The organism is Methanomicrobiales archaeon HGW-Methanomicrobiales-1 (assembly GCA_002839675.1).
Classification (GTDB): Archaea; Halobacteriota; Methanomicrobia; order Methanomicrobiales; family Methanospirillaceae; genus Methanoregula.
In genome coordinates this window covers 349,336-375,599 of sequence record PGYM01000001.1, presented here as the reverse complement: position 1 = coordinate 375,599, position 26,264 = coordinate 349,336, and the positions used below count along the sequence as shown (strand labels likewise).

At 51.4% G+C, this 26,264-nt stretch carries 27 protein-coding genes and 1 pseudogene; 13 read left to right on the top strand and 15 right to left on the bottom strand.

Going from position 1 to position 26,264, the window contains the following annotated elements; genetic code table 11:
* Nucleotides 1-105 precede the first annotated feature (105 nt).
* The 5 genes from CVV30_01940 to CVV30_01920 all read right to left on the bottom strand — a co-directional run bounded on the left by CVV30_01940 (nucleotide 106) and on the right by CVV30_01920 (nucleotide 5,758).
* Nucleotides 106-1,227 (bottom strand): secretion system protein, encoded by a 1,122-nt coding sequence (locus tag CVV30_01940; protein ID PKL70149.1) that lies wholly within the window; start codon nucleotides 1,225-1,227, stop codon nucleotides 106-108.
* Between the two features lies 1 nt (nucleotide 1,228).
* Complete coding sequence (locus CVV30_01935; GenBank protein PKL70148.1) at nucleotides 1,229-2,152, bottom strand: secretion system protein; 924 nt, start codon at nucleotides 2,150-2,152, stop codon at nucleotides 1,229-1,231.
* Nucleotides 2,145-4,508, bottom strand: coding sequence for a secretion system protein E (locus CVV30_01930; GenBank protein PKL70147.1), 2,364 nt, complete (start codon nucleotides 4,506-4,508; stop codon nucleotides 2,145-2,147). Before CVV30_01930 ends, CVV30_01935 begins: the two co-directional genes overlap by 8 nt.
* Before the next feature lie 158 nt (nucleotides 4,509-4,666).
* Nucleotides 4,667-5,389 (bottom strand): dynein regulation protein LC7, encoded by a 723-nt coding sequence (locus CVV30_01925; GenBank protein PKL70146.1) that lies wholly within the window; start codon nucleotides 5,387-5,389, stop codon nucleotides 4,667-4,669.
* Nucleotides 5,390-5,410: 21 nt separating this feature from the next.
* Nucleotides 5,411-5,758, bottom strand: coding sequence for a dynein regulation protein LC7 (locus tag CVV30_01920; GenBank protein ID PKL70145.1), 348 nt, complete (start codon nucleotides 5,756-5,758; stop codon nucleotides 5,411-5,413).
* Between the two features lie 242 nt (nucleotides 5,759-6,000).
* Here CVV30_01920 and CVV30_01915 point away from each other — a divergent pair, with 242 nt between their 5' ends.
* From CVV30_01915 to CVV30_01905, 3 genes are all read left to right on the top strand, one after another.
* Nucleotides 6,001-6,741, top strand: coding sequence for a hypothetical protein (locus CVV30_01915; protein PKL70144.1), 741 nt, complete (start codon nucleotides 6,001-6,003; stop codon nucleotides 6,739-6,741).
* Between the two features lie 22 nt (nucleotides 6,742-6,763).
* Nucleotides 6,764-7,339 carry a hypothetical protein gene (locus CVV30_01910; GenBank protein PKL70143.1) on the top strand — a complete coding sequence of 192 codons (576 nt, stop codon included), beginning with the start codon at nucleotides 6,764-6,766 and terminating at the stop codon, nucleotides 7,337-7,339.
* 69 nt (nucleotides 7,340-7,408) lie between these two features.
* Entirely contained in the window at nucleotides 7,409-8,203 is a 795-nt protein-coding gene (locus CVV30_01905) for a septum site-determining protein MinD (protein PKL70142.1), read from the top strand.
* Between the two features lie 45 nt (nucleotides 8,204-8,248).
* Here CVV30_01905 and CVV30_01900 read toward each other — a convergent pair whose 3' ends face one another.
* The 3 genes and pseudogenes from CVV30_01900 to CVV30_01890 form a co-directional block, all read right to left on the bottom strand.
* On the bottom strand, nucleotides 8,249-8,566 hold the full coding sequence (locus CVV30_01900) for a hypothetical protein (protein PKL70935.1): 318 nt from the start codon (nucleotides 8,564-8,566) through the stop codon (nucleotides 8,249-8,251).
* Nucleotides 8,567-8,998: 432 nt separating this feature from the next.
* A pseudogene (locus CVV30_01895) lies at nucleotides 8,999-9,814 on the bottom strand (4-vinyl reductase).
* A gap of 111 nt (nucleotides 9,815-9,925) precedes the next feature.
* Nucleotides 9,926-10,537 carry a hypothetical protein gene (locus CVV30_01890; GenBank protein PKL70141.1) on the bottom strand — a complete coding sequence of 204 codons (612 nt, stop codon included), beginning with the start codon at nucleotides 10,535-10,537 and terminating at the stop codon, nucleotides 9,926-9,928.
* A gap of 168 nt (nucleotides 10,538-10,705) precedes the next feature.
* Here CVV30_01890 and CVV30_01885 point away from each other — a divergent pair, with 168 nt between their 5' ends.
* Together CVV30_01885 and CVV30_01880 are read left to right on the top strand one after the other, a co-directional pair.
* Nucleotides 10,706-11,860, top strand: a complete 1,155-nt coding sequence (locus CVV30_01885; GenBank protein PKL70140.1) for a peptidase A24 — start codon at nucleotides 10,706-10,708, stop codon at nucleotides 11,858-11,860.
* Between the two features lie 6 nt (nucleotides 11,861-11,866).
* Nucleotides 11,867-12,226, top strand: coding sequence for a phosphoribosyl-AMP cyclohydrolase (locus tag CVV30_01880; protein ID PKL70934.1), 360 nt, complete (start codon nucleotides 11,867-11,869; stop codon nucleotides 12,224-12,226).
* Between the two features lie 358 nt (nucleotides 12,227-12,584).
* On the opposite strand, the gene CVV30_01875 is transcribed toward CVV30_01880, so the two are convergent.
* On the bottom strand, nucleotides 12,585-13,238 hold the full coding sequence (locus CVV30_01875; GenBank protein PKL70139.1) for a hypothetical protein: 654 nt from the start codon (nucleotides 13,236-13,238) through the stop codon (nucleotides 12,585-12,587).
* Between the two features lie 175 nt (nucleotides 13,239-13,413).
* Between CVV30_01875 and CVV30_01870 the strand changes: the two genes are divergently transcribed.
* Nucleotides 13,414-13,752 (top strand): hypothetical protein, encoded by a 339-nt coding sequence (locus CVV30_01870; protein PKL70138.1) that lies wholly within the window; start codon nucleotides 13,414-13,416, stop codon nucleotides 13,750-13,752.
* Nucleotides 13,753-13,827: 75 nt separating this feature from the next.
* Here CVV30_01870 and CVV30_01865 read toward each other — a convergent pair whose 3' ends face one another.
* The 3 genes from CVV30_01865 to CVV30_01855 form a co-directional block, all read right to left on the bottom strand.
* Complete coding sequence (locus CVV30_01865) at nucleotides 13,828-14,022, bottom strand: hypothetical protein (protein PKL70137.1); 195 nt, start codon at nucleotides 14,020-14,022, stop codon at nucleotides 13,828-13,830.
* A 130-nt stretch (nucleotides 14,023-14,152) separates the two neighbouring features.
* Complete coding sequence (locus CVV30_01860; protein ID PKL70136.1) at nucleotides 14,153-14,746, bottom strand: hypothetical protein; 594 nt, start codon at nucleotides 14,744-14,746, stop codon at nucleotides 14,153-14,155.
* A 71-nt stretch (nucleotides 14,747-14,817) separates the two neighbouring features.
* Nucleotides 14,818-15,024: a hypothetical protein gene (locus CVV30_01855; GenBank protein ID PKL70135.1), complete on the bottom strand. Its 207-nt coding sequence runs from the start codon at nucleotides 15,022-15,024 to the stop codon at nucleotides 14,818-14,820.
* Between the two features lie 178 nt (nucleotides 15,025-15,202).
* Between CVV30_01855 and CVV30_01850 the strand changes: the two genes are divergently transcribed.
* Nucleotides 15,203-15,721: a hypothetical protein gene (locus CVV30_01850; GenBank protein PKL70134.1), complete on the top strand. Its 519-nt coding sequence runs from the start codon at nucleotides 15,203-15,205 to the stop codon at nucleotides 15,719-15,721.
* Between the two features lie 197 nt (nucleotides 15,722-15,918).
* Here the strand turns inward: CVV30_01850 and CVV30_01845 are convergent, their stop codons facing one another.
* On the bottom strand, nucleotides 15,919-16,239 hold the full coding sequence (locus CVV30_01845; GenBank protein ID PKL70133.1) for a hypothetical protein: 321 nt from the start codon (nucleotides 16,237-16,239) through the stop codon (nucleotides 15,919-15,921).
* 525 nt (nucleotides 16,240-16,764) lie between these two features.
* Here CVV30_01845 and CVV30_01840 point away from each other — a divergent pair.
* From CVV30_01840 to CVV30_01820, 5 genes are all read left to right on the top strand, one after another.
* The gene (locus tag CVV30_01840) at nucleotides 16,765-16,959 is read left to right on the top strand and encodes a hypothetical protein (protein PKL70132.1); all 195 of its coding nucleotides are present in this window, start codon (nucleotides 16,765-16,767) and stop codon (nucleotides 16,957-16,959) included.
* A 63-nt stretch (nucleotides 16,960-17,022) separates the two neighbouring features.
* A complete protein-coding gene (locus tag CVV30_01835) occupies nucleotides 17,023-17,745 on the top strand; it encodes a hypothetical protein (GenBank protein PKL70131.1) in 723 nt (240 codons plus the stop codon).
* A 256-nt stretch (nucleotides 17,746-18,001) separates the two neighbouring features.
* The gene (locus CVV30_01830) at nucleotides 18,002-19,996 is read left to right on the top strand and encodes an ATPase (protein PKL70130.1); all 1,995 of its coding nucleotides are present in this window, start codon (nucleotides 18,002-18,004) and stop codon (nucleotides 19,994-19,996) included.
* A gap of 21 nt (nucleotides 19,997-20,017) precedes the next feature.
* Nucleotides 20,018-22,798, top strand: a complete 2,781-nt coding sequence (gene leuS, locus CVV30_01825) for a leucine--tRNA ligase (protein PKL70129.1) — start codon at nucleotides 20,018-20,020, stop codon at nucleotides 22,796-22,798.
* 98 nt (nucleotides 22,799-22,896) lie between these two features.
* On the top strand, nucleotides 22,897-24,144 hold the full coding sequence (locus tag CVV30_01820) for a hypothetical protein (protein PKL70128.1): 1,248 nt from the start codon (nucleotides 22,897-22,899) through the stop codon (nucleotides 24,142-24,144).
* Nucleotides 24,145-24,183: 39 nt separating this feature from the next.
* Here the strand turns inward: CVV30_01820 and CVV30_01815 are convergent, their stop codons facing one another.
* Entirely contained in the window at nucleotides 24,184-25,545 is a 1,362-nt protein-coding gene (locus CVV30_01815; GenBank protein ID PKL70127.1) for a hypothetical protein, read from the bottom strand.
* Between the two features lie 51 nt (nucleotides 25,546-25,596).
* Between CVV30_01815 and CVV30_01810 the strand changes: the two genes are divergently transcribed.
* Entirely contained in the window at nucleotides 25,597-25,887 is a 291-nt protein-coding gene (locus CVV30_01810) for a hypothetical protein (protein PKL70126.1), read from the top strand.
* 40 nt (nucleotides 25,888-25,927) lie between these two features.
* Here CVV30_01810 and CVV30_01805 read toward each other — a convergent pair whose 3' ends face one another.
* The gene (locus CVV30_01805; protein PKL70125.1) at nucleotides 25,928-26,242 is read right to left on the bottom strand and encodes a hypothetical protein; all 315 of its coding nucleotides are present in this window, start codon (nucleotides 26,240-26,242) and stop codon (nucleotides 25,928-25,930) included.
* Nucleotides 26,243-26,264 lie beyond the last annotated feature (22 nt).

The following is a 26,264-nucleotide window of genomic DNA, read 5'->3' as shown; positions in this document are numbered from 1 at the left end:
TTTTTTAATAGCGACAGCTCTTTTGATTTTTTTTACAGCGGCCTTTTTTCACCCCCTCGTTGCGAAAATGACCGGATTACCGGTCAAACGATAGTAAAAAAAAGTTCAGATAAAGAACCGGAAGGTAATCCAGGCAATCAGGAGCATGAGAGCGGAGTATTTCAGGCCGGAGATAAAACGCCCTTCACCCATCACACCGGTGACAAGCCCTGAGAAAAATCCCTGGAGCATGGCAGCGTGCGAGAAGAGCCGCTTGTACACAAAGATATCGATAATCCCCCCGAAACCTTTTGCCCCGGAAGCAACAGCGGTAGCACCAGCCGTTGCCATCGTCGAAAGGAATGAGGTGACCAGGATCGCAATAACGAACAGGAACACGGCAAACGAAACAAGGACGATAACCACGTAGATCAGCATATTGTTACTGCGTTCCTGCTGGAGATTCACCACTTCAAAGGTATCCTTTGCCGCAGCCCGCAGCACTTCGCTCACATCTCCCCCGGCCTTACTCGCTTTTGCGATCAGGTCGACACTCCGGTCGGCCAGCGGGGTTCCCAGGCTTTTACCGAACCGGTAGAGTGCTTCGACAAAACCAATACCCCAGGACATTTCATTGTCAAGTTTTCTGATATGCGGGGTGAGTGCCCCGTATTCCGCCGCAGCCACAAGATGCACTGCATTGGGCAGGGTCATACCTGAATCATTCATACCGGCAAGGTCCCGGAAAAAGTTCGGGAGAGCATTTTCAAGGTTGACAACCCGCTTCTGTTCCTTAAAATCAAGCAGGGCAAGGGGGACGATCGCAATCATCACCGCTAAAACGGCAAAATCATCCACAATTGTGGCTTTGGTGAGCACCTGCATGCCATAGGTTTGCACACTAAAAATAAACCCGCCGATGAACACGATCAATGCCAGCGGAATGCAGACGATAAGAATGTTAACCGGTTTTTCCAGGAGTACCTGGAACGGGTGTTTGAGGAACTTTCCAAAGCCTTCCCGCGTCTGGCGTTCATGCTCAAGTTTCTTTGTGATCTCCTGGAATTCTGTCTCTACCGAACTCAGTTCTTCAGGTTTTACGGCCGGGGGGGTGGAACCGCCGCTGTGAAAAAGTTTCTTAAACCGGTTCCCTATGCCCGTATCCGCACTAACTTCCTGCGGGAGACCTGCGGGAGGTGTATCACTGTCACGGTGTACGATAGTGTTGATGCGATCCTTGATTCCCATTTCAGGTCTCCGGTGTCATGGAACTGATCATAACTACAAACGCGATACTCCCGAGAGGGATCATAATGTAGACTACCGCATACAAAAACATCGGCTTGTTATCCCCGGAAAGCACCGACATAATAGACTGCAGGATAATCAAAAACAGCGTGCCGGCAACCATTGCCGTAACATACGATTCTGCGATCAATCCGAGAGTGTCCAGGAACAGTTTCTGTGTCTGCCGGTTCTCGAGAGCATACTGGTCGGCCTTTGTCCGGAAATAATCCGTCAGGTTACCCCCGCTCGAGATACTCGCCATGGCACCCTGTAAGAATTCCTTCATCCGCTTGCTGGGTGTGGTAGATGATACGAGCCGGAGCGCATCGATCAGATCACGGCCAAATATATCAATCTCACGGGCTACATACCGGGCCTCAACAGCACTCTGTCCATAAATGGGACTGTCCCCCAGCAACCGGAAAACCTCGGCTGGAGTGATCCCGGCAGTGGACATTGAGGTGACGTAATTGATTGCATAGGGTAAGGTGGCATCGATATTCCTCTGCCGGTTCCCGGCCTCAAGACTGGGATACATGATGAATGCCACGTACGTCAGCCCGCCGAATACCAGAAGGGAGAAGACCGTAATGAATATCGTTCCAAGGACAAGGCTGTGAGCGGACAGGGCAACCAGCGGGCCGGGCACGGCTCCCTTATACTTGATTAAAGTAGGGAGTTTTAAGATCCAGGTAAAGAGACCGATTACTACCGCTGCACAGAACCCGACAATAATAGAGCTGACAAAAGCAGTGGACAGGTATGCCTCGAATGAGGTCTTGAATCGGGCTGATATGAGATCGTTTCTGAGCTGGGCGTACTCCTCGCGCTTCTCCTTCATCCGTTTGCCGAGCAGGTTGAAGCAGAACCGCTCAAAGCTATTCATAGAGGTCCTTCCTCACTTTCTCAACAACCGCTTCGGGATCGCGATGATAGGAGATGAGGATCTTTGCCACGTCTTTATAGTGGCGTATTTTCTTGATCCTCATCCATTCAAGCACTTCCTGGCGGCGCTTGAGTTCCTCGCGCATCCGGGTCTCGTCCCATCCCTTTGCTTCCATAATCTCTTCAAGAAGGTAGGATTTCCCGGAATAGGAGTGCTCGTCGGTTGCTGACCGCCACTTGAACACCTCATTGGTGATCAGTTCATTGGTTCGCGGGTCGATATCGAGAATCTCAACGATCTGTTTGTTCCGCCGGATACGCTTTCCGCCGACCCGGGCCTGCACCTGGATTGCGATGAAGTCCAGTGCCGAGAGCATGTTCCGCGGCACGTCCATTGGCGGGTTTTCTATACGGTGCACGACACTGGCAACAGAATCCGCGTGCGTTGTGGAATAGGTGATATGGCCGGTACTCATCGCCTGGAAGAGTGTCTGGCATTCCTTGCCACGAACTTCACCCACGATGATATATTCAGGACGCTGTCGCATTGCAGCACGCAACAGTTCGTACATGTTGATCTCACCCCGCCCAGCCGAATCAAACGAATCCCGGGTTACGCTTGGGATCCAGTTCGGGTGGGGCAGCTTCACTTCACGGGTATCTTCCAGGGTGACGATCTTAGACATGGGTGGAATAAACAGGGAGATGGCATTGAGAGCCGTTGTCTTTCCTGATGCAGTTCCCCCGGCAAATATTGCAGATTTGCCGTTCTCGACGCACAACCAGATATACGCAATCGCAAGCGGCGAGAAAGTGCGCCATTCAATGAGATCTGTGGGGGTGATGGGTTCATCCTTGAACTTACGGATGGTGAACGTTGATCCATGGGCGGTAACTTCCTGTCCCAGGGTCATCTGGATACGGGAACCATCCTGCATGGTGGCATCGAGAATCGGCTCTGCAATCGATATGTACTTTCCAGCCCGCTGGGCAAGCTTGGTGACGAACGAATCCAGTTCACTGGCATTGGAATAGGAAAGCGTTGTCTTCATCGACTCGTAGCTGGCATGGAATGCAAACAGGGAAACATTGACGCCATCGCACGAAATATCCTCAATATATTTGTCGTGCATGATGGGATCGATCAAACCGTCGCCAAGGAAATCCTTGTACATATTATAGTGAATCTTCTCGCGTTGCTCCGGGGCGAGTTTGATCCCGAAATCGCTGATGATATCATCGGCAGATACCCGGAGTTTGCGCCGGGCTTCTTCCTTGGTGATGTCTTTGGTATTGATATCGAGCGTATCGAAGAGGCGTTCTTTCAGCTCGACTAACAAGTCTTTTTCGGCATCGGTGAGGATCGGTTCGAGCACATTGTAGGTGTACTCGTGGGTTGAGTGATCGTACGTGATACGGATGTAGGCAAAGGGCTCATTGACCGGGTACATCTCCATCTCTTCAATACCGGTTTTTGGCTGGAAAGAAAGGTCAACAAGGGGGCCGTGTATCTTGGGATCGTATGCCTCCTGCTCGGATATGATTGCCTTGAACAGGGAGGAGAAACTGAACTTCTTTGGTTCGGCCCTGATTTTTTCCCGGGCAATCTCGATCTCCCCATTTATATCGAGATCCTTGAAGCCGGCGGTAGAAAATTCCCGCTTCCAGATCTCGGCAAACTCTTGTGGCAGGGCACTGGTTCCGGTACTCTCGAATGAATTAATTCTCCCGTGGAGATTGATCTCGTCAACCCGGAACGTGGCGCCTTTGGGAAGGATAAGACCCGAGAAATCGGTGATCTGGTCAACGGAAATGATCTTTTCGTCATATTCGGTCTCTTTTGATGCAGCCGGGGAGGGTGACGGGGTCACTTTCCGGGCAGGATTTTTCCGGAGTGCCGCCTTGGGATCTTCATTAATAATCTCGACAAAGGGTTCTTCTTCCTGTTCGGCAGGGGACACGGGTTCTTTTTCAGGGGAGGAGCGGGATGATGCTGATTCCAGCACGGGAGAGGAAGGGGCCGGTGTCTCCGGAGGTTGCGGAATGTCTTCGAGCAGGTCATCAAAATCAAAAGCAGGCACTTCATCCGGTTGCTCCGGGGCTGCTGGTGCCGGGGGCTCTTGAGACGCAGAGGATGACTTATTTTTTTCCATCCCCAGTTTTTTGAGCAGTTCCGAAAAATCACCCGGTTCTGCCGCGCCTTTACCCACAGGGGCGGATGAGGGAGCGGGCTCCGTATCAGGGAGCCGGGGGGGCTCCTCCGGTTGCTCCTCCTTTTTCTTAATCCCGCCGATCATCTTTAAAAGCGAGTTGTTATCGTCCAGGATTTCGTCGGTATCTTTGTTCAATCCAGACATCACCTTGATTGATGGATTATTTTATACTATTTGCATAGAGCAGGCTAAATGATAATTTTGCCTATAAGTATATCTACTCTGTGGAATGTAAGTTGAAGAAATTCTTGACAGAATAGTTGAATAAGCAAGATCCTATGCTTTTTTTCCACCAACCAGTATCAAACGGCAATTTCGGCCTGGATGCTTTTAAGGACAACCCGGATAAGCCCGAGCTGGGCATCCGATGTGGTAAAAACACAGAGGAAGAGATCCCCACAGGGCGCGATAATAAATTTATTTTCTGCAGTCTCCAGGATCAGCTGGTCCAGGTCTCCGACCTTCATTTCCTGTGCGATCTTCGCACCAGCCCGCATGAGATCTTCTGCCAGGGCGGCAACATGCTCAAAATCGGCATCGCCCATAGACTGGACAGGAAAACCTTCAAAAAATGCTGAAACTGCAATAACGCCGGGCTGGCTGGCTATTTTCCTGAGACTATTCTCGTCCAGAAGCACCGGCATTGCGGGATCGGGATCAGGATCTGCTTCACGCCGTACTGCAGGTTTCGGAGGGGGGACCGGGAGCAACAGGTTCTCGTCGTTTGCAATGGTTAATGCCCGGTTGAACTCATCATCGCTGTATTTTCTTAAGTTAAACGTCTGATTCGACCCGGATTCCGGTGAATCCGCCATCAGGTACGAGAGGGCTTCCTTTCCGCGGGAGGTGTTCTCACCGCTTTTAAAATATGCGGCTTTGAGTTTGCCATTCTCGGTAAGGATAAATCCATGACCTTCGCTGGTCTCGATCTCTATTGCCCCGCGGAATGCCATAAGGTACGGGATCAACCCCTCTTCCTGAGGATTTGTTATCGTTCCACCGTCGGTTCCTGCAGGTAAGTTCATAAAAAGAATATTAAGGGTTGATCAGAGTGCAGCAACGATACGTTCTTTATTTTTCTTTAACTCGTACCGGATCCTTCCCACGTTGGATGTCGTATCTGCAACGATAGCAATCAATTCATCGCTGGAAAGCGGGGAGAGAATAATGGGTCCTTTTTCCAGCTCGACAAGCATCTGGAGAAGCTCTCCTTTCCCCAGCGTACTGCCCATTGCTTCGGAAGTGCCCAGCCCGGTTGAAGCCATTGCACCCAGTGCTTCGATATCGACCTTCCCGGAAACAGCACTTTCTATTACAAACCCATCCCTTCCAACCACAACTGCAGCTGAAACCCCTTCGACTTTTAAGAATTCTTCCAATAATGGTTTTAGCATACGTTCACCATCTAATAAATAAATTCTCTTGTTTTTTGTTCTATTAATAGGTTGGGCTTTTATCCCTCTTTCACTGTAAAATGGACAGTTTTGACTAAAAAATACATTTTTTTTGGTTTTTCCGGATGGCTGCAATTCCGGGTATCCGGTTCTGAGGATAATAACCGATATACTACAGTACGTAACCGGTGGTGGTGAACGAAAAGAAACTATATACACGAGTCCAATTACATTAGAATATAATGCAACTCCCGAGGGGTACTTTTCTTAAAATCAAAAAAAGTGAACTGATCAGTTCTATCCTCGATGAGCTTACGCATACAAAATTTTCCGGGATCTGCACGGTCTCATCCGGGTCGGTCGGCGGGACGATTGTCTTTAAATCCGGTACCTGCATACTTGCAAAGATCGACCAAAAACAGGGTGATCCGGCATGGGAAGAGATCCAGAAGATGAGCGGCCAGAAAGCAGATGTTGCACTTTCGAGTATGGATGAAGCACAGATCCGGCTTGCCCTCGAATTTAACAAGACAAGCCATGTCATCAAAGCCGCAAAAACAGCCCCGGCAGCAACACACCAGCCACAGCAACCTTCGGCAGTTAACCACTCCGGACCTGCAGGAAAACCCATTGCACCACCGGTAAAAGCGGACAAGACCCTGCCTGCACATCCACGCGTAGTACCGACAATACGCGTTGTGGTTCCCCCCCTGCCCACAGTAACCACAAAACCAGCTGCACACACCCCGGCACAGCCAATCACTGCCAAAAATCCTCCGACACCTGTGGCCCCGATCGCGGTTCACCTTCAGGAACAAAAAAAGCCTGCTGAAACGGATGAGACTTCCGAGGATTCAAGCAGTTTTGAAAAGGATATCGACACCTTCGAAACGCTCGACATCGACCATATGACCGATAAGATCCGCACGGACTGCAAGACCATGATCAAACAGTTGCAGCTCGAGCACCTGATGGAACGATGATGGGGAGAGGTGAAAGCATAACATGGACACCTTGACCGGTTGGCTTGTGCCGGCAGTGATCATCGGTATTGCCCTTGTTGCGGTTATCGCCATAGTGCTGTTCCGGAAACGATCCAAAACACGGATCTCTCTTATAAGGGATACAGACACGTCACCCCATGTTCGCCACCCCCTCGATTACCAGCCGAAATCAAAAACCGTTTCCGCGATCCAGCCCCCGGTGAAATCTGCGGACGGTGACGGGACGACTGAGGTGCCAAAACCAAAAAATATCGATCTCACCAGTAACCGCCAGGACTTAACCGAAAGTCTGACTGCACTTGCCCAAAAATATTCCCTGAACAATTTTACCATCGCAACGGGTGATGGCCTTCTCTTTGGGTCATCCGGCGGAGATACCGCTTTAGTGGATGCTGCAACCTACAGTGGGATATTCAAAAGCGATCCGCTTGCCAGGACACCGGGCGTGAGCCTGTTTGGCATAACGCATAAAGGATCGGACCTGGTCGGCATTGTCAGGGCAAAAACTCCGCTCAAAAACGAGGTCATACAGCAGATCGCCGCAGATACGCAAGTTGTTTTAAACTGGTGGATATAAAACAAAGGTAGAGTAATTGGGTAATCTTATATAAATGCAATAGAAATACCTATCACCATAGGGTGTTCGATGGTCAAGGTTTACACGATCGCTTCTGGGAAAGGAGGAACAGGAAAGACCACTGTTTCTGTCAATCTCGGTACCATGCTTGCCCAGCTCGGTAAAGAAACCTACCTGATGGACGCTGATATCGGCATGGCAAATGTAGGCCTTATCATTGGCCTGCAGGATGCCCCGGTCACCCTGCATGAAGTTCTTGCAGGCAAATGCAATGTCAACGATGCAATCTACGAGGGTCCGGCCGGGCTCAAGGTAATCCCGAGCGGTATCTCACTCCAAGGATTCCAGGAAGCCGACCCGAACAAGATCCGCGACGTGATGGGCGAGATTGTAAAACGCTGCGAGTTCCTGTTGATCGATGCACCTGCCGGCATCAGCAAGGATGGTGTTGTCCCGCTTGCCGTTGCCGACGAAGTAATTCTCGTGGTAAACCCTGAACTTTCCTCTATTGTTGATGCACTCAAGACCAAAATCCTGACTGAAGTAGTGGGCGGACACGTGCTCGGTTCGATCATCAACCGTGTCGATCAGGACAAGTCAGATATCGTCATAAAAAAGATGGAAAAAGTGCTCGGGGTTAAAGTGCTCGGGGTTATACCCGAAGACCCCAACGTGCGCCGGGCTTCCTCGGCAAAAGTCCCGATCGTCCTCAAGTTCCCTGATTCTCCGGCATCAAAGGCAATCAGGCGCATAGCATCCGACCTGGTTGGGGTTGCCTATGAAGAAGAGGTCGTTGTTGTCAAGAAAGAAGGGTTCATTGACCGGTTCTCAAAAGCTCTTTTTAAGAAAAAACCGGAAGCGTAATTTTACGGTTATCGTTTTTTTGGATAATTTGGCTGAAGAAAAAAGTTATTCTGGTTTGTTGGTGATGGTAAAGACGCAGTGCTCATCACCTTTTGACCGGCACTTGATCTCGCGTCCCTGTACCCGGATACCAAACGATCCCTCGATGATACCAGCAAGCAGGCCGGCCGTGCAGTAACAGACGTTCTTACCGGTGTTTCCGAAGGATTCGGATTCGACCGTGTGGGAGAGCGTAATGGTCTTCGTCTTGGTCTTCTCATCCCACTCTTCCTTGACGATATTGAACCAGCCCATCTGGGAGTAGAAGGCAAACGCCATGTCGCAGATGGTCTTGGGATTGATCTTTTTAAGTTTCTCTTCCATTAACGGGCCGTAGACCGTGTCTTCAGGAATTCCGACAAAAAGGATACCGATGATCTCACCTGCAGGATTCCTGATTGGCTCATACGCCACGACATACTTTTTACCAACCACATCTGCAGTGCCGTAATAGGTTTGCCCTTTGTTGATCACGGCATCGTAGACTACACTTGAAATCTCGGTCCCGACAGCCCTCTTGCCGTCAGCGCCAACAACGTTGGTAGATACACGGATTGCCTTATCACCAACTTTCTGGAAGACGGTGGCCTTGCTGCCCATCTCCTTTTCAATGGAATCAACAACCTCGAAGTTATTGTTGACGATATGGCCGCCATAAGCAATCTGGCCTCCGGAAACCAAAGGAGTCCCGTATGCTGCGAAACGTTTGTGCAGCTCGTTGAGATCCTTGTCAAGTTTAGTCCTGGAGAGGTCATACGAGATACTCATCTTCCTGTAGTGCTCGACATTCTCCTTGCCCATATCCATGTAGGCACGGTAGTTGACACCGCTTGCCGGCGCTTCTCCCATCGTCTTTTTCAGCGACTGGGTCATGGACGTGAAGATGAAACGGGGCATCATGACGACCGGTTCATCCATGAGAGATATCTTGCCTTCGAGCGGCTTGTGCTCGATAAATTCCGTGATCGCAGATTCGCCCTTGACAACCGCTTCTGCTTTGTACTTCCAGCTCGGAGAGACCTGGTCAGCAACGAACTCACAGTACGGGTCACCTTTCGCGTGGCAGCTCTTCTCAAGGCAGAACCACGACTTGCCGGTTACCGCCATGAGGACCCCCTCGATCCATCCCTGATGGAGCCCGCATACCGGCATGTTCCAGTCCTTGAGCACCTCGGACTCAAAGGTCTGTTTGCACCGGAGCACGATCCTCTTCTCGCTCGCCTCGATCAGCTCAAACGGGGCACCCCAGCCCTGCTGGTGCTGCAGCTTAAAAACCAGCATAAGAAACTCTGCCGGTTTTAATTCCATACCCTGCTTTTTTAACATATTATTGAGCCCGACAGACCCGGCACCAACCGAACGGAAGAGCTTGCGAACAGCCTTAACCGCGAGTTTCTTGTTGAGGTTCGCTTCGTACATCTCGTAGATGGCTTTTATGAGATAATTCGGGTTGCTTGCAGTTTTTACGCCAAAAACCGAGTACGAACCGGCAAGGGGATCGAGCTCAATATACGGGGCGATCGTTTTGTCCCCCTTCATGAGCGCCTCGAAATCTTCACGTCCGATCTTCATAATGAAGTGTTCTGTTATCCTTCAATTAAAGCGTTTCGTCTTGCATTTCGGCCCGTATTTCCCGATATGGGCTAGATTTGGGAAAAAATAAAAAAAGCAAGGTTTTTATTATTACAGTTGCAGGACTTTCTGCGAACTGGACTCTTCGAACTGTACATGAAACGTGGTGAGCTGCTGGTTGCGGTCCTGGACAATCACATCGTACTTCCCGTGCACCAGCTTAAAGCCGACGCTGCCATCCCCGGTGGTTACATCGCTGCCAACAACCTTGCCGTCTTTCCGCAGGGAGACCCGGACCCCGTTCTGGGGTTCATTTTCCCTCCGGATAGTCAGGGTGAACACGCCCAGCCCGGCATTTTTTTTGCCGAACTCCGGAAGTTCATAGCTGTCCCTCTTTTTCATGTGGGACTTTTCAAAGATACGGCACCCGGCAACCACCGCATCTACCAGGTCGGGATTGACATCATACAGGGTAAACGATTCATTATCCGTAAACAGCATCACTGCCTTATCGCCATAGAGGGTCCCCTTTTCATCGATGAAAATGGCACCTTCAGGTTCTCCGGCAAGGATTGCAAGATACTGCAGTTTCTCGTTCTCTTTTGCAGCAGCTATGCCGTTGATGCCACCCTTTTCTGCAAACCCGATCAGTTCAGGGAGCGGGAATGACCCCAAGGGAGAAGATCCCTTGAGGAGTGTATCTATCATATCCTGGATTTTCATAAAAAAACCATCCCGGGGAATGCAGATGTACAGTAACCGGCTGTTCCAGATCTGCCGCTGCTTTCGTCAGGGAGATATTTTCAACCCGGCTATTATATAGTTGCGCAATTGCCCTTTTTTACCAGCGCCATACATAAGTGCTCTGAAAAAAAAGCATGTAATGAATTTATGGAACTCTTGTACCCGATGGTGATCTCGGCGGTTGCGGTTCTGGCCACCCTGATCTATGCCTCGTATCTCGACATCAAGGACCGACGGGTGCCATTCAAGACATGGTATCCCATGCTCATTATCGGAATTCCCGCATCGGTCTGGCTCCTGTATATAAAAACAGGGAATTACAGTCTCATTGCAGGATACCTGACGCTGATCGTGAGTTTCTTTTACACCAATTATCTCGACAGCCATGAGCCCGGTGAACGATTTCGGTTCGAATACCTTGCCGTCACCCTTGCCCTGCCGGCACTGGCATGGCTGGTACTGCCTTCACCGTTCAACCTGTCCCTGGTACCCTGGTACGCGATGTTTGCCGGGATTTTTGGGTACATTTCCTACGCTACCTGGAAACAGAAACCGGAAGGAAAGATCCGGCCGAAACGGAAAGTGCGGGAAGCCAATGTTGAGGAGGCATTCCACCGGTGGTATTTCATCCTGATCGTTGTTATCCTGGCAATAACCTCAGTCCAGCTCCTCTTTTCCGGAGCCTGGGGAACACCGGCATTCTTTATCCTGCTCCCGGCCGTCTTCTGCGGGGTGTTCTATCTCTTTGGCAGGATGCATCTCTTCGGGGGAGCGGATGCCTGGGCGCTTATCTTTATCGCGTTCTGCGTCCCGACCTTCCCGTTCACACCGCTGCTGGGAAATACCCCGCTGGGGTTCCTTGCATTTACGGTCCTGATCAACGCCCTGCTGCTCAACCTCGTAGCACCGCTGGGGATCTTTTTGATCAATATCATCCGGGGAAACCGTGCCCCGCTGATGTACATGTTCTTCGGCTTTCCCGTACAGGGCGAGACCATCCAGCATGAATGGGGATTTGTCATGGAAGATTTCGAGGAGAAGAAAGGTGTTGTCAGCCGGAAATTTATCGGCTTTTTTGACTCTATCCGGAGGATGTATGCAGCCGAGGGCCGTATTTACACCAAGGATCTCCGGGAACATCCCGAAGAGTTTACCACAGAACTGGCAATCTATAAAAAAGCCGGCACGGTCTGGATCTCCTATGCAGTGCCCTTCATCATCCCGATCACCGCCGGGCTCATCACCGGCATTGTCTTTGGCGATTTCCTGCTTGCAATCATGAATGTAGTTATTGGAGGGTGAACCATGCTGAACCTGAAATTTGTTGACGGGTTGATCCCGGTCATTGTACAGGACACAAAGAACCGGGACGTACTGATGATGGCATATGCCAACGAAGAGGCAGTCCGGCTCACGCAGGAGACCGGCTTTGCCCACTATTACAGCAGGAGCCGGAAAAAACTCTGGAAGAAAGGCGAGGAGAGCGGGCACTTCCAGAAGGTGGAGCGGATCTTCACCGACTGCGATGAAGACTGCCTGATCTATGAAGTTGTGCAGACCGGTGCAGCATGCCACACCGGTTACGCATCCTGTTTTTACCGGACCCTGGACGGAACCGTTGTCGGGACAAAAGTCTTTGACCCGGAAACCGTGTACGGGAAGAAATAAGATCTCTTTTTTTAAAGATTTTTTACGTAAGACAATGACGGGATGTCATTGTACCAGGATTTTTGAAATCGTAAGCATTTCTCTCGCAGGTAGTGAATTCTGTTCCGTTATCGCTCATTTCTGGAATGATGTGATACAAAGACACGGTTGTTTACCGCATCCTGTACATCCGGAGAAATACCACGGGGTACCGTGCTGAAAACGCCGGCATTTATCATACACAGGGACTGGGTTTTTCCCCACACATAGGGGGCTATAATAACCGGACATCCCGGTCGGGACATAGTCTGTTAAAATCGTATCTTACCCCGGATACCAGGTAATCCGGAATTTGTTTAAAAAAAAGAAATGAAGGGAATTATGCGCCGACAGAGTCGTAGACCTGGCAGAGGTAGCGTGCCTCAAAGAGCGTAACTGGTGCCATGAGGACGATAGTGATGATAAATCCAAGAACGGGGATCATGCCAATGACTGAAAGGATGATCTCGATCACAATCGTAACAACAATCAGGACGACCAGTGCGATGATATACGGGACCCATCCGATCTTTGCAATCGTTGCAGAGATTTCCTTGAAATTGAACGCCTCACCCATGCTGCCGGTACGGGCAAACCGTATGATACCGATGTTTGAGAAGATCATCGTGAGGATACCGACAATCGCTAAGACAATGAAACCGAAGAGCATGCCTCCGATAGCACCAATCATCGATGCCGGGTCGCCGGCCATTGCCACAATTCCTGCACCAATCGTTACAAAGAAGATAACCAGGAACGGAATTGCCCAGATAAGTGCAACAATCGCGTACTTGATCCCGTCAATGAAGAGAGTCGCCCAGTCGTTGACTTCCGGTGCGGGTTTCTCGCCACGTAAGACTTTCAATGAATATCCAAGCAGCGGAAGGCAGAGGAGAATCGTTGCAATAACGAGTAATAACCACTGCATCCACTTTCCAACAACTGCATCCTTTGCATATGCAAAAGAATCACCAAGCATGTTTCCAAAATCCATTGTAATCTCCATTAATTAAAGAATTAAAAAATTTCAATTCACTTTTGGAAGTACAGATATTAAAAATAATAGGTCTTTTTCCCGTTTTATTCAGGTTTAATGCCCGTTTAAATGATATGCAGAGCTATTAATCATCGGTCATACAATCTTTGTCACAGAAAGGAGTGTTTTTTTGGTGGATGATGTCTGGGTAATCACGATGCCTCCCCTGAGGCCGTACGAACTGCCGGCATTTCCCGCAACCGCGCTGGAGGGTGAACCGGAACCCGATGAATTCCCCCTCACCGGTGAAAAGATGACCCGCGATGAGATCGGGTTTGAGGCACTGCCGGTTGATCTGCCTCCCCTGCGACCGGATGAATTTCCGGATGCGGCCGTTTTTACGCTTGATGCCGTGGCTGATCCGTCCCTGGATGAACCATCATGGGGAATAGGATCAAATACACCGGATATCGTGATCCGTACGGGAAAACTGTTACACCCGTGGGATGAAGAACCTGCGAAGAAGAAGTGAAAACCCGGGGATCATGCCGGTTTTTTCCTCAACGCTCTTTTTATAAGAAACGATAGTGCCGGCAGGATATCCGGTTTATTCATCGTCCTCTTCAGAGGCCTCTTCGTCGTCATCCTTTTTTGTTTCCGGCAGCATCTCTTCTGCCAGGATTCCATAGATGAAAATAATTACCGGAATAACCAGCCAGTAGAAAAATACCGGTTTACTGACTGCCTGTGCAATGATAAAAAGCGCCATTGCAATCGAAAGACCAACATAGGCAAGTCGCATGATCTCAGCTCAGGGTTTCTTGGAGGTTATGCTATTTCTTTCTTTTTTGAACAACAGGGGAATTCCCATGCAGAAGGAACCGGAAAACGAGGTGGAGCGGTCCACGAATGGAGGAGTTTTAAAAAAAGGGTTACTTGATCACGCCAGGATCGATCGTCCAGGCAACATGATAATCCGGTACCATGCTGGTCTGATTGGATGTCCTGTCCATAAAGTACACGTCAAGTACTGCACCTTTGGACAAGGTGGCAAATGATTCGTCCGAATGAATAACGACATAATCCCGCGCTGCATCACCCCAACCCGATGAGATCTTGCCGCTCCGGGCTCCGCTGCCCAGATGGGATATCCCGATTCCCCCAAAGGAGTTCCCGTAGATGTTGGTAAGTTTACTGAACCAGACGAACTGGCGGAGGCCGGTCCCGTTGTTTCTTGCCAGTACATAGATGTTTATGGTACGGTTATCAGCGTTAACGGGAGGATCAATTTCAATGCTGTAGAGCGATACCTGCATTGAATTATTGCCGGTTCCCAGCGTAGCCATTCCATCCATAGGTAAAATGGTATCCGGCAAAGCCTTCCCGGGAAACGTCGGGACGGGGGAGACCGTACCAGGAGGAGTTGTCATTGACGGGCTTGTTGTACAACCGGCCACAAGCAGTACACACACCATAATAGCAAGGATTGCAATGGTTTTCATTATCTCACCCTTTTTCTGGAACATAAGTTTGTGCTATAAAGGTAAAACATCCCGGTAAAAAATCCTTGTGATTATCCGGGTTTACATTATCGACATTATTTCAGGTTTTTTGTTTTCATCACTTCAACCAGGCAGAAAAAGGCTGCGGCTTCGACCGGGTCTTTGAAGTGAACCAGTTCCGCATCGGTCCGCATCTCCAGGCAGTCCGTGAGCGCTTTTCCGTATTCCTGTTCATAGATCTTTAATGCCCGCGTGGTCTTTTTCCACCGCAGGATCACTTCATCCAGCTGCATCTTTCGCATAGTTCACCGGGATCTTAAAGGCTGGCAGAGTAAGATGAGAAGAGGGGTTGGCGGAGGGTGAAAGTGATGGGGGCATTCCTGCAGGGCAGGGAAGGTACGGATAATTTTTACACGTTACCGGCTGCAATGCGGACGGCATTTAGAACTTTTATTATAGTTTTAATGAGTTTATTCCGGTATGCAGGAACCGGGCTGCCATGAGAATTATCCAGCCAAAATCGTATTCGGATCAAATCTTTTGTCATTCCTGATTTACGTGATTGGTGCAGTGATCCTGTATCAATTCGGCCTCATCTGGGTCATCGGTTATGTACTATTCATCCTTTTTCTTGAATTCCGGCTGCTGAGCGGGCATTGTATTGACTGTTATTATTACGGTAAAACCTGTGCCTTTGGTAAGGGCCGGCTGAGCGCCCGGTTTTTTTCGAAGGGCAGCCCGGATAAGTTCAACCGGATGAAGATCACGTGGAAAGATATTGTCCCGGGTTTTCTTGTGTTCATCATCCCCGTTCTCGCAGGAATCCTGCTCCTGTTACAGGGGTTTTCCTGGACCATCCTCATTCTCATCATTGCCCTCTTCCTCCTCGGATTTATGGGAAATGCTCTTGTGCGGGGACAACTGGCGTGCAGGTATTGTAAGCAGAAGGAGATCGGGTGTCCGGCTGCGCAATTATTCGATAAAACAAAGAATACGTAACGGTTCACCCATTTCCCAGAGACACCCATGATCCCCTCGGGGATTTGGTGCCGGGGGCAACTCCCTGAATTGAAATGAGCCGGACGCTGGCTGAAAAAAAGGGGGGGTACCACTCTTGCGTAAAGACCGGGGGAGTGAGTGGTCCCCCCTCGGAACACATGTGGGGGGCCACCCCTACGGAATAGTGCTCTGTTATTTTACAGAACCGGCAGGAACCACCCGACAATGGAAGTTACGATCCAGATGACAACTGCAATGACCAGCGCCCTGAGCCAGCCTATCGTGTACAGTTTCTGCAATGCCAGCAGCCACACGATTCCGGCGATGAATGCCGGCAGCAGGCCCTGGCCCAGCACGTAATAAAAGATCGTGTAAACGGCAGTGCCGATAAGGGCTGCAAGAACTGCCGTGGTTAAACTGTCTTTTGCACCAAAAAACTTCGCAATATAGTAAATTATTACCGTTGAAATGATCAGTGCGACGATGAAACTTAACAGGGTCGAGACATTCGATACCATAGTGAATTGCTTGTTCTTTTTCCACTTAATCCTGTCGTGAGGGCATACGCATCGGAGCAAAGCGGGGGGCCGGCACAATTGGGGGTACCCCACTTTTCCGCATGAGTGGGGGGTGGGGTACCCCCTCTCTTAAGTTGGAGGGGGGGTAGGCAGGGCAGGTATCCCCCCCTCTTTTTTTAGACAGGGGGGTGGTATACCCCCACTCATTTTTTGGAGAGGGGGAGGGGGTGGTACCCTGTCTTGGCAAAGAGAGGGGGGGTCCCCCCCTTCCGCACCGCGACCAAAAACCGCCCTCTACCGTCTGAACCTCCACGCGAACCACCGCACCGGTCCATGCACAAAAGGGGGGGTGGTACCCTGTCTTTCGTACGACAGGGGGGGAGGGGGTCCCCCCCTCTTATTTTGGAGAGGGGGGTGGTATACCCCCCCTCATTTTTTTGACAAGGGGGTGGGTATCCCCCTCTCTTTTTTTGGACAGGGTACCACCCCCCCTCCGGGTTCTGGTGCCGGGCGGGCCGTTCAGTCGTGGCTCCACACGAAACCGTGGGTGCGGAGGTGCAGCCGGAGGGGGGTGGGGGCCTGTCTTGCGCAAGACAGGGGGGGAGGGGGTCCCTCCCTCTTGGTTTGGAGAGGGGGGTAGTCGAAACTTTGGAGAAGGTCATTAGCCGGTGTGACAATGCGGAAAAGATGCTGGTGGGGCGGAAAGATAGGACAAATTAATTTTTATCAATATATCATATTTATTATTCAAAAGAATTAGAAAGAAAGTAACAAGGATGAATAATGTGTTCTGGAATTTATCAAACTGAAAACGATAAAAATGAAAATACAAAATTAGTGTTACAAATTTCTTACGAACGGTGCAATCAACTTGTTAATATCAATAATCAATCGGTTGGAATTGTTTCAGCAATAATCATCGGATTAATTTCATTCCTAGGAACGGCATATTTTGCCTCAACCGATCCGGCGAGATTTTGGGTGATAATCCTTGCAATTCACATATTGATTATAACTCTAATTTTTTGGAGATTTTATGCTCATATCATAGATGATGATATTACAAAATCTTACAAAAAAATTTTAATATGCGAGAGTAAGTTGAATATTCAACCAGAGTTATCACTATTTTCGTCGTTAGAAAAATCTGTTAAATTAAAAGAAAATTCCATTTATCGTAATCAAAATTTGGAAACCAAAGTAGCTATTATTCAAAATCTAATTGATCGACATAGAATTGGATATAGATATAATGATTTTTTAGATTACATAGCATCGGGAATTATTCTGTCTGCATACACAATACTTGTATCATTTGTTATTGTGAATCATATCCCTTTATCGTTTGATCAATATGTCGGCTTTTTAGTTGTGCTTCCCATTTTTTATGATATATTTCTTATTGGACTTGCTAGGGATATTTTCCCAAGAATTCCCATTCAGAGAAACCCAACCTGTGAAGATTTCAATTCTGTATTTTCCGAAATTGAAATTGATGTAAAATAATGTATTTTTTTACAATAAATCAACAGAACCTACAAACACCACCCCGCTTCGAACCCCTTATAAACCTGTCCGTAATATATCTATCGTATCAACGATCTTTTGGTCGCTGATCCAGAATAACCGGAGCGTGCGGCTTGCAAGGCGCACGAGCAGGTGGCGGGAAACGGCGAGCGCTCGCAGGAAATCCCGTATACAAATCCAAGAGAATAGCATAGCATACAAGAACATACCATAGACGATACGAGGAATACATTTTATGATACTGGTACCAGATACTAGCGTCCTCATCGACGGGCGCATAACTTCAATGATAAAAGCCGGTGAATACAAGGGAGCAACAATAATCGTCCCGGAAGCAGTGATTGCAGAACTCGAAGCCCAGGCAAATAACGGACGCGAAATAGGATTCTCGGGCCTCAACGAGCTGCAGTCGCTGTGCAAAATGGCCGAAGAAAAAATTATAGAACTCAAATTCTCCGGTATCCGCCCGACACTCGAACAGGTCAAGCTTGCCAGCGGCGGCGAGATCGACTCGATGATCCGGGGTATCGCAATTGAGAACAAGGCACGGTTCATCACCAGCGATTTCGTGCAGGCGGAAGTGGCCCGGGCAAAGGGCCTCGATGTCATTTACTTAAAACCGCAGGTCGGTGACTACGGCCCGCTCGGCATCGACCAGTTCTTTGACGAGCACACCATTGCCGTGTACCTCAAGGAGCGGATCGCTCCCACCGCAAAGAAGGGCACGATCAGCGACATGAAACTGGTCAAGATCCGCGACCAGCCCACTTCCGAGTACGAACTCCGGGCCATGGCCCAGGAGATCTTGGAGCGGGCCAAGCGTGACCCTGACGGCTTTATCGAAGTCGAGAAACGCGGCATCACCGTAGTGCAGATCGGGTCCATGCGGATCGCGATCGCCCGCCGGCCATTCTCAGACGGCATGGAGATCACCGCAGTCCGGCCCATCGTGGACGTAACCTTAAAGGACTACACCAAGGCCGACATGATCATGAAGCGGATCACCGGCGAGAAACGCGGGCTCATCATCGCAGGCTCGCCCGGCTCGGGAAAGACCACGCTCGCCCAGAGCGTTGCCACGTTCCTGTCCGACTCCGGCTACGTGGTCAAGACCATGGAAGCTCCCCGTGAACTCCAGGTCCCGGACCAGATCACCCAGTACGCAGCACTCGAAGGCAGCATGGCCAACACCGCTGACGTGCTCCTGCTCGTCCGCCCCGACTATGTGATCTTCGATGAACTGCGAAAGAACGAGGACTTCAATGTCTTTGGCGACATGCGGCTCGCCGGTCTCGGCATGGTCGGCGTCATCCACGCAAACGGCGTCCGGGATGCGATCCAGCGGTTCTCCAACCGCGTAGACTTCTCGGTGCTCTCACAGGTTGTCAACACGATCGTCTTTGTCAAACAGGGCATCATCAGCAAAGTCTACGATGTCGATTTCACCATCAAGGTGCCAAACGGGATGGCAGGCGAAGTGCACATGCGCCCGGTCACAACCGTAACCGACAACGAAACTGGCCAGCTCATACTCGATGTCTTCCGGTACGATGGCGAGACCATCGTCATGCCGGTCATCGCAGGTGCAGCAACACCCGCACCATCACCAGTCCAGGCACAATTAGGAAAAACCCCGCAGGTGCAGCACGTAGGCCAGCCGGTCATGCCGGCACCGCAGCTCACCCGTACTCCTGCACCGGTTGCACCGCAATCGGAGTCGGCCAGAAAAGAGAATGAAGAACACCCCGGCTGGATACTCACAGAAAAAGACATCCAGCGCGAGATCGGGCGTTACACCGAAGGCTTCATCGACGTCCAGATGGTCAGCGACACCAAGGCCATCGTCTATATTGATGACAAGGATGTCCCCGCAGCCATAGGAAAAGGCGGCAAGAACATCTCGGCGATTGTCAACAAGATCGGCATCGGCATCGACATCAAGCCCCGCTCCGAGTTCGACCGGCAGCAGATACAGGGCCAGGCACAGAAAGCCGATGAGGAGATGAACCTCGGCGGCGGTGTGAAGATCCAGACCGACAAGAAACAACTGACGATCATTGCGCCCGAACAGAGCGGCAAGATCGTCGACGTGTTTGCCGGCAAGGAATACCTCTTTACCGCAACCGTAAACGAACAGGGCGAGATCCACCTTGCCAAGAACTCGAGCATTGCCCAGGAGATGATCCGTCGTTACCAGAACAGCGAGATCATCAAGCTGCGGCCGGTATAACTTTTTTACACAGGTGATGAAGTGAGCGAATTTGATCTGGGCAGATTTGAAGAAGAAGCACACGAGCGGTGGATCCATGCATTTGAATCCAATCCCTCGAAACTGGAAAAATTCTACTTAAACGTAGCCTACCCGTACCCGAGCGGTGCGATGCACGTAGGTCACGGCAGGACATACATCGTGCCGGACGTGATCGCACGCTACTGGCGTATGAAAGGCCGGCAGGTACTCTACCCGATGGCCTTCCACGTTACGGGTGCACCGGTTATCGGTATCTCAAAGCGGATCGCCAACAAGGATGAAAAGACCATCCGGCTCTACCGCGATCTCTACAAGGTTCCGCAGAACGTGCTCGATGAGTTCGTCGACCCGTTAACGATCGTCCGGCACTTTGCCGGCGAATACCAGCGGGTCATGACAGCCTGCGGGCTCTCGATCGACTGGCGAAGACGCTTCACCACGGTCGACCCGACCTACAGCAAGTTCATCGAGTGGCAGTGGAAGCATCTCTATGAAGCAGGCCACGTCATCAAGGGCGTGCACCCGGTCCGGTACTGTACCGTGGATGACAACCCGGTCGGCGACCATGACCTGCTCGAAGGAGACAAGGCAGAAGTTGTCAAGTTCACGCTGGTCATGTTCCGGTTCGGCGATGCGTTCATCCCCACCGCCACCCTCCGGCCCGAGACCATCCACGGGGTCACCAACCTCTGGGCCAACCCGACGGTCACCTACGTCAAGGCGCTCGTTGACGGCAAGGCTTGGATCGTATCGAAAGAGGCAGCCGAGAAACTCGCGTTGCAGGACCACACGGTCGAGATAAAAGAAGAGATTCCCGGTAAGGATCTCATCGACAAGAAAGTCTCCCACCCGCTCTGCGGCGAGATCATCATCCTCCCCGCTGAGTTTGTGGACCCCGACATGGCAAGCGGTCTCGTCATGAGCGTTCCCGCCCATGCACCGTTTGACTACATTGCGCTCCGCGACCTCCAGCAGGCAGGAAAGTACACGCAGATCAAGCCGGTCCCGCTCATCAAGGTCGAAGGCTACGGCGAGTGCCCAGCCCAGTTTGCGGTAGAAAAAGCCGGCATAGCAAACCAGATGGACAGCCGGATGGATGCCCTCACGCAGGAGATCTACTCCGCAGAGTTCTCGAAAGGCAAGCTCTTCGAGAAGTACGGCGGAAAGCCGGTCCGGGTTGCCCGGGACGAAGTCGGCCTCCTGATGATCGAGAAGTACGACTCGGCCATCATGCACGAGTTCGACCAGCGACCCGTCATCTGCCGGTGCGGCAACAAGGTCATGGTCAAGATCCTGCACGACCAGTGGTTCTTAAAATACAGCGACCCCGCCTGGAAGCAGCAGGTCAGCGATCACCTCGGCGACATGTCCCTCGTGCCCCCCGAAGTCCGGGCAGAGTTCGACCGCACGGTCGACTGGCTCAAAGACTGGGCCTGCACCCGCCGTGTCGGACTCGGCACCCGCTTCCCGTGGGACACCACGCAGTTGATCGAGCCGCTCTCGGATTCAACGATCTACATGGCGTATTACACGATCGCCCACAAGATCCGCGAGATCGATTCCAAGTTACTCACGCCCGAAGTCTTCGACTACATCTTCTTAGGCAAAAAATCCGATGACCTGCCCGAGAAGAAGAAACTCGATGCCATGCGGGCTGAGTTCCTCTACTGGTACCCGTACAATTACCGGTTCTCGGCAAAGGACCTCATCTCCAACCACCTCACGTTCCAGCTCTTCCACCACGTCTCGATCTTCCCGAAGGACAAACTCCCGGCGGGCATGGTCGTATTCGGCATGGGCCTGCTGAACGGGGCCAAGATGTCCTCCTCGAAAGGCAACGTCTTCCTGCTCGAAGATGCGGTCAGCGAATTTGGTGCCGATACCGTCAGGATGTTCCTGATGGGCAGCGCCGAGCCGTGGCAGGACTTTGACTGGCGAAACGAGCTCGTCATCTCCACCAAAAAGCAGATCGAGCGGTTCTACTCAACGATCATGGAACTGAAGAATGCCGTCGGCGAACCCCACGATATCGACAAGTGGCTCATCAGCCGTCTCCAGTCGCATATCGAGCGGACCACCGAAGCGCTCAACAACTTCCAGACCCGTCAGGCCCTCCAGGAAGCCTACTTTGGCATTGAGACTGATCTGAAGTGGTACCGCAGAAGGTTACCGGAGAACTGCGATGGCAGCCGGGAACTCCACGCACTCTCTTCCGTCTGGGTGCGGCTCCTTTCGCCGTTCATCCCGTTCACGGGCGAGCACCTGTGGAAGGAACTGGCAGGAGAAGGACTCGTCTCGTTCGCCCAGTGGCCGGTTGCAGACAAGAACCTCGTCAGCCCCCGGGTCGAACTCTCGGAAGAACTCCTCTCCCGCACCGTCGAGGATATCGAATCGATCATGAAACTGATCCAGATCACGCCCAAGTCGATCACGATTGCCCTTGCCCCTGAATGGAAGCACGACATCTTCCGGACGATCGCAAAGTCATCGGATCGCACCACCGTGATCAAGGAGATCATGAAGGACGATTCCATGAAGAAGCGGGGCAAGGATGCCACCGATGCAGCCCGGCAGTGCACCACGCTCATCCACCGCCTGCCCCCGCAGGTTGTTGCCCCGCTGGCTCAGGACCCGATCAATGAACGGGACGTATTCGAATCGGCACAGGCATTCCTCGAACACGAGTTCGGGGTACCGGTCCATATCACGGATGCCGAAGACGGCGTGCACCTGAAGGCAGCAACCGCATTGCCATTCAAGCCGGCGATTATTATTGAATAATCCGGGCAAAACCGGCAAACCCGGTACCTCTTTTTTCATCCACAAGCCAGATAACCTTGTACAATCATCCTTTTGTAGGATACTTCATGTCACCGGGAATGCGTATTGTTCTTGCAACAGCGGTAATTCTCATCTTCTGTTTAGCAAACACGGCCATGGCGGCCGCAGGTATCAGCCCCGACTGGAAAGAGCGCAATTCTGTAGAGGGTTCGCCATTCTCGGGACTGATGTTCTCTTCAGATAGTTCAACAGTCTTTGCCGGTGGCAACCAGATGTATGTCCGGAGCTGGGACGGGGAGCAGCACTGGGGAGGACGCTATGGGGGTGTCGCTGCAATGAGCGCAGACGGCAACTATACAGTCTATGGTTTGGGAACCAGGCTTGTGATGCTCAATAAGGACGGGACGGAACGATGGGCCCGTTCCATGGGCGGCGCGGTGCGGGCGCTGGCAATCTCCCCGGACGGTGCGCTTGTCGTCTCTGCCGATGACAACGGGTATATCAATTCATGGTACAGGAACGGCGAGTTTTATGCACGGAACGTGACTTCGCTCGTTAAACAACTTGCCATCTCGCCGAAAGGAACACTCGTGGTCGCAACAACGGAAACCGGCCTGCAGTTCATGACACCGGCCCTTGATCCCGTCTGGTCGGATACCAAAAATGGCACTATTGATACCGATATTCTCTTCTCATACGATGGTTCAACTATCATCACTTCCGGCGGAAAACGAGTCTCTTCGCACACGAACACCGGCGTTCTCAACTGGATGAACGATATCACCGGTGATGCGATCACCGGCATTGGCTGCTCGTATGACTGTTCCGTTATTGTAATCGGCAACCAGGACGGCAGCGTCCAGGCCATGGATCGGTACGGAACGGTCCACTGGTCGTATCCTGCCGGACAATGGGTCAATACCGTGGCAGTCTCGCAGGATGCCAGTGTGATTGTTGCAGCAGGAATTGACCAGAACCTGTACGTGCTGGACCACGGGGGAAGACTCCTGGCAAAAAAGCAGATGGATACCATCATTCATTCCCGTTCGCTCGCCGTGAGCCCGGACGGGAAGCGCATCGTGGTTGCCGATGAATATGCACTCAACGGGTACACGCTTTCACCCGAACCGGAGAACATTGAACTAATAACGGTGATTCCGACTTCAGCGCGATACACGTATTCTCCATCCGTACCCACACCAGAAACAACCGTTATCGTAACACAGGTCACTTCGGTGCCGGTGACAACACTGCCCGCCCCCACGAAATCTCCGTTAACTCCGGCGGTTGCAATGATCGCAACCATGGGCGGATTATTATTGACACTGGTGAAGAGAAGACCCTGATTTTTAAACAGATTTCAGGGATTAAAAAGAGTGTTTGAATCAGAACAGTTTGATCCGTGCTCCGCCGACATTGTAGTATCCAAACGGCATGTGCAGCCGGTCACTATAGGCGGCCTTGAGAATATTGACATACCGTTCGTTCTCAGCGATCACGTATTCGTATTTCCCGTCCATGGACTCAATAATAATCCTGAATTCGCGGGCACTGTTATCATCGGAATCCCCGCCCTGTAACTTGAGGTGGATGGCCGTTATCCGGGCATTTTCCAGGGCAAAATTACCCGGGGTCTCTGCAAGGGCCTGTTCGGGGGGCATTGTCTCATATCGCAGGGGGAACTGGAAAGAGGCCGCCATCTGGTCTTTGGCAATGGCAAAAAATCCCTTGCCTTCGGCTTTTGCCTGCTGCTGGGCTTCCATGATAGCTGCATTTACCATCGCAGTGGTCATCTGGGCCAGGATCATCCGACGACTGGTGACAATAATATTATAGGTATCCCACGAAGCCCCAAACAACTTCATCTTCCGGGTGTTGCCGATCACCCCGATCATCTCCTCAGTACCGGGCATACCGGGCGCAGGAGCGGTCGGAGCTGCTGGAACCGGGAAGGGCGGGACTACTTCAGCGGGGCGAAAGGAAACGCCAACAGGGGCTCCACACACCCCGCAGAATTTTGTGGTGTCACTGACAGGAGCTCCGCAGGCACTACAGGTTTTCTGGACGGGTTGTGGGGGCACAGCTGCAGGAACACGGGCAGCTACCACAAGTGCACCACAGATGCCACAGAATTTTTCAGTGCCGGTGACAGGACTGCCGCAGGAGGCACAGATGTAGGAGCCAGAAGCCGCTTCGGGAGAAGGTTGTACGGGGGAGGGGGGAGGGGCAGTGACCTGTGGAGGGTTGTCCCGCACAATGACAAGGCATTTGCTGCAGTACTTATCGCCAGGTTTGATTATGTTCCCGCAGGCTTTGCAGGTCCGGACCCCGGATGGTTGTCCTATAACCGGGGACACCGGGGCTGCCGGTGCCGGAGGAGAAGGAGCCATATATACCGGGGTTGATGGGGAGGGTGCGGGCGGAACGATCTGCCCGGCGCTTGCCCCACAGATCCCGCAGAACTTCTCTGATGGGGATAGGGGAGAACCGCACGAACTGCACACCAGCGGGGCAACCGGCCGAACCGGAACCGGGGGCGGAATAAAGGTATCCGGAGGATGAGAAATGTTTTCAGGTACCGGGGGCAGTGGGGGGACGGCGACCAGGGGAGCTATGGGTGCTGCCACGGGTGCGGGGACGGAAGCGGAGAGGGCATCATCCAGCTGGGATGCCCCGCAGTTCCGGCAGAATTTTGCCTTCGGGGCTACGGGTTTTCCACATTCAGGACAGAATGGCATACTGATCACTACAGAAGTTGAACGTTGTACATAAAGAGCATTCCATTTTGTCAGATATGAATGCCGGTCGGGCGATTACAGGGCAATAAAAAGAGACAGATCATGACGATGAAACAGGATGACATGGACCATCTCTCCGCGCAAAACAAGCGGGGGGATACAGCCGGTCACTATCGCCGTGGCGGGGGGATGGAGATGCACTGCACGAAAAGGAAAATTGGTAATCAACGGAAGCATGCGGTTCCGCGTCACAAATCCCCGGGGTTTACGGGTCCATTCAGTTACTGCGGTGCCGGAACAACGGGTGAAGACAACACCGCAGGATGGCAGAACCGGTTACCTTTTAGGTAAATCCTCCCGAAAGGCTTCACCAGTAACCATGGGAATACTATTACTCTACGGAACTCTTTGCCCGCTTTATCCGTTCCTTGGATGAGAACCCGGTGATCGTATCAAGGTATTTCCGGAAACGCTTGTTCGTATCGATGATAATCTCATCGCTCACACTCATCTCCGATTCGGTATCGATAATAACCGACTTTCCATCCGCACCCAGAGTTACATCGAGTCGCTTGAGCGCACCGAATTTTATCCGGTACCCCTTGGCAGATTTTTCCGGTTCTACACCGAAACAGGTCTTGAGTTCAGCAACGATCCGGGTCTCGAGATCTTTTGTCAGCCCGCGTTTGATTGGATACTCCTGCATACTATTTTTTAGGTAGTGCGTG

Coding starts and splice junctions, on each gene's coding strand:
- CVV30_01940 (PKL70149.1), bottom strand. CDS start 1,227: ATGGGAATCAAGGATCGCATCAACACTATCGTACACCGTGACAGTGAT.
- CVV30_01935 (PKL70148.1), bottom strand. CDS start 2,152: ATGAATAGCTTTGAGCGGTTCTGCTTCAACCTGCTCGGCAAACGGATG.
- CVV30_01930 (PKL70147.1), bottom strand. CDS start 4,508: ATGTCTGGATTGAACAAAGATACCGACGAAATCCTGGACGATAACAAC.
- CVV30_01925 (PKL70146.1), bottom strand. CDS start 5,389: ATGAACTTACCTGCAGGAACCGACGGTGGAACGATAACAAATCCTCAG.
- CVV30_01920 (PKL70145.1), bottom strand. CDS start 5,758: ATGCTAAAACCATTATTGGAAGAATTCTTAAAAGTCGAAGGGGTTTCA.
- CVV30_01915 (PKL70144.1), top strand. CDS start 6,001: ATGCAACTCCCGAGGGGTACTTTTCTTAAAATCAAAAAAAGTGAACTG.
- CVV30_01910 (PKL70143.1), top strand. CDS start 6,764: ATGGACACCTTGACCGGTTGGCTTGTGCCGGCAGTGATCATCGGTATT.
- CVV30_01905 (PKL70142.1), top strand. CDS start 7,409: ATGGTCAAGGTTTACACGATCGCTTCTGGGAAAGGAGGAACAGGAAAG.
- CVV30_01900 (PKL70935.1), bottom strand. CDS start 8,566: ATGGAAGAGAAACTTAAAAAGATCAATCCCAAGACCATCTGCGACATG.
- CVV30_01890 (PKL70141.1), bottom strand. CDS start 10,537: ATGAAAATCCAGGATATGATAGATACACTCCTCAAGGGATCTTCTCCC.
- CVV30_01885 (PKL70140.1), top strand. CDS start 10,706: ATGGAACTCTTGTACCCGATGGTGATCTCGGCGGTTGCGGTTCTGGCC.
- CVV30_01875 (PKL70139.1), bottom strand. CDS start 13,238: ATGGATTTTGGAAACATGCTTGGTGATTCTTTTGCATATGCAAAGGAT.
- CVV30_01865 (PKL70137.1), bottom strand. CDS start 14,022: ATGCGACTTGCCTATGTTGGTCTTTCGATTGCAATGGCGCTTTTTATC.
- CVV30_01860 (PKL70136.1), bottom strand. CDS start 14,746: ATGTTCCAGAAAAAGGGTGAGATAATGAAAACCATTGCAATCCTTGCT.
- CVV30_01855 (PKL70135.1), bottom strand. CDS start 15,024: ATGCGAAAGATGCAGCTGGATGAAGTGATCCTGCGGTGGAAAAAGACC.
- CVV30_01850 (PKL70134.1), top strand. CDS start 15,203: ATGCAGGAACCGGGCTGCCATGAGAATTATCCAGCCAAAATCGTATTC.
- CVV30_01845 (PKL70133.1), bottom strand. CDS start 16,239: ATGGTATCGAATGTCTCGACCCTGTTAAGTTTCATCGTCGCACTGATC.
- CVV30_01835 (PKL70131.1), top strand. CDS start 17,023: ATGTGTTCTGGAATTTATCAAACTGAAAACGATAAAAATGAAAATACA.
- CVV30_01830 (PKL70130.1), top strand. CDS start 18,002: ATGATACTGGTACCAGATACTAGCGTCCTCATCGACGGGCGCATAACT.
- CVV30_01820 (PKL70128.1), top strand. CDS start 22,897: ATGCGTATTGTTCTTGCAACAGCGGTAATTCTCATCTTCTGTTTAGCA.
- CVV30_01810 (PKL70126.1), top strand. CDS start 25,597: ATGCCGGTCGGGCGATTACAGGGCAATAAAAAGAGACAGATCATGACG.
- CVV30_01805 (PKL70125.1), bottom strand. CDS start 26,242: ATGCAGGAGTATCCAATCAAACGCGGGCTGACAAAAGATCTCGAGACC.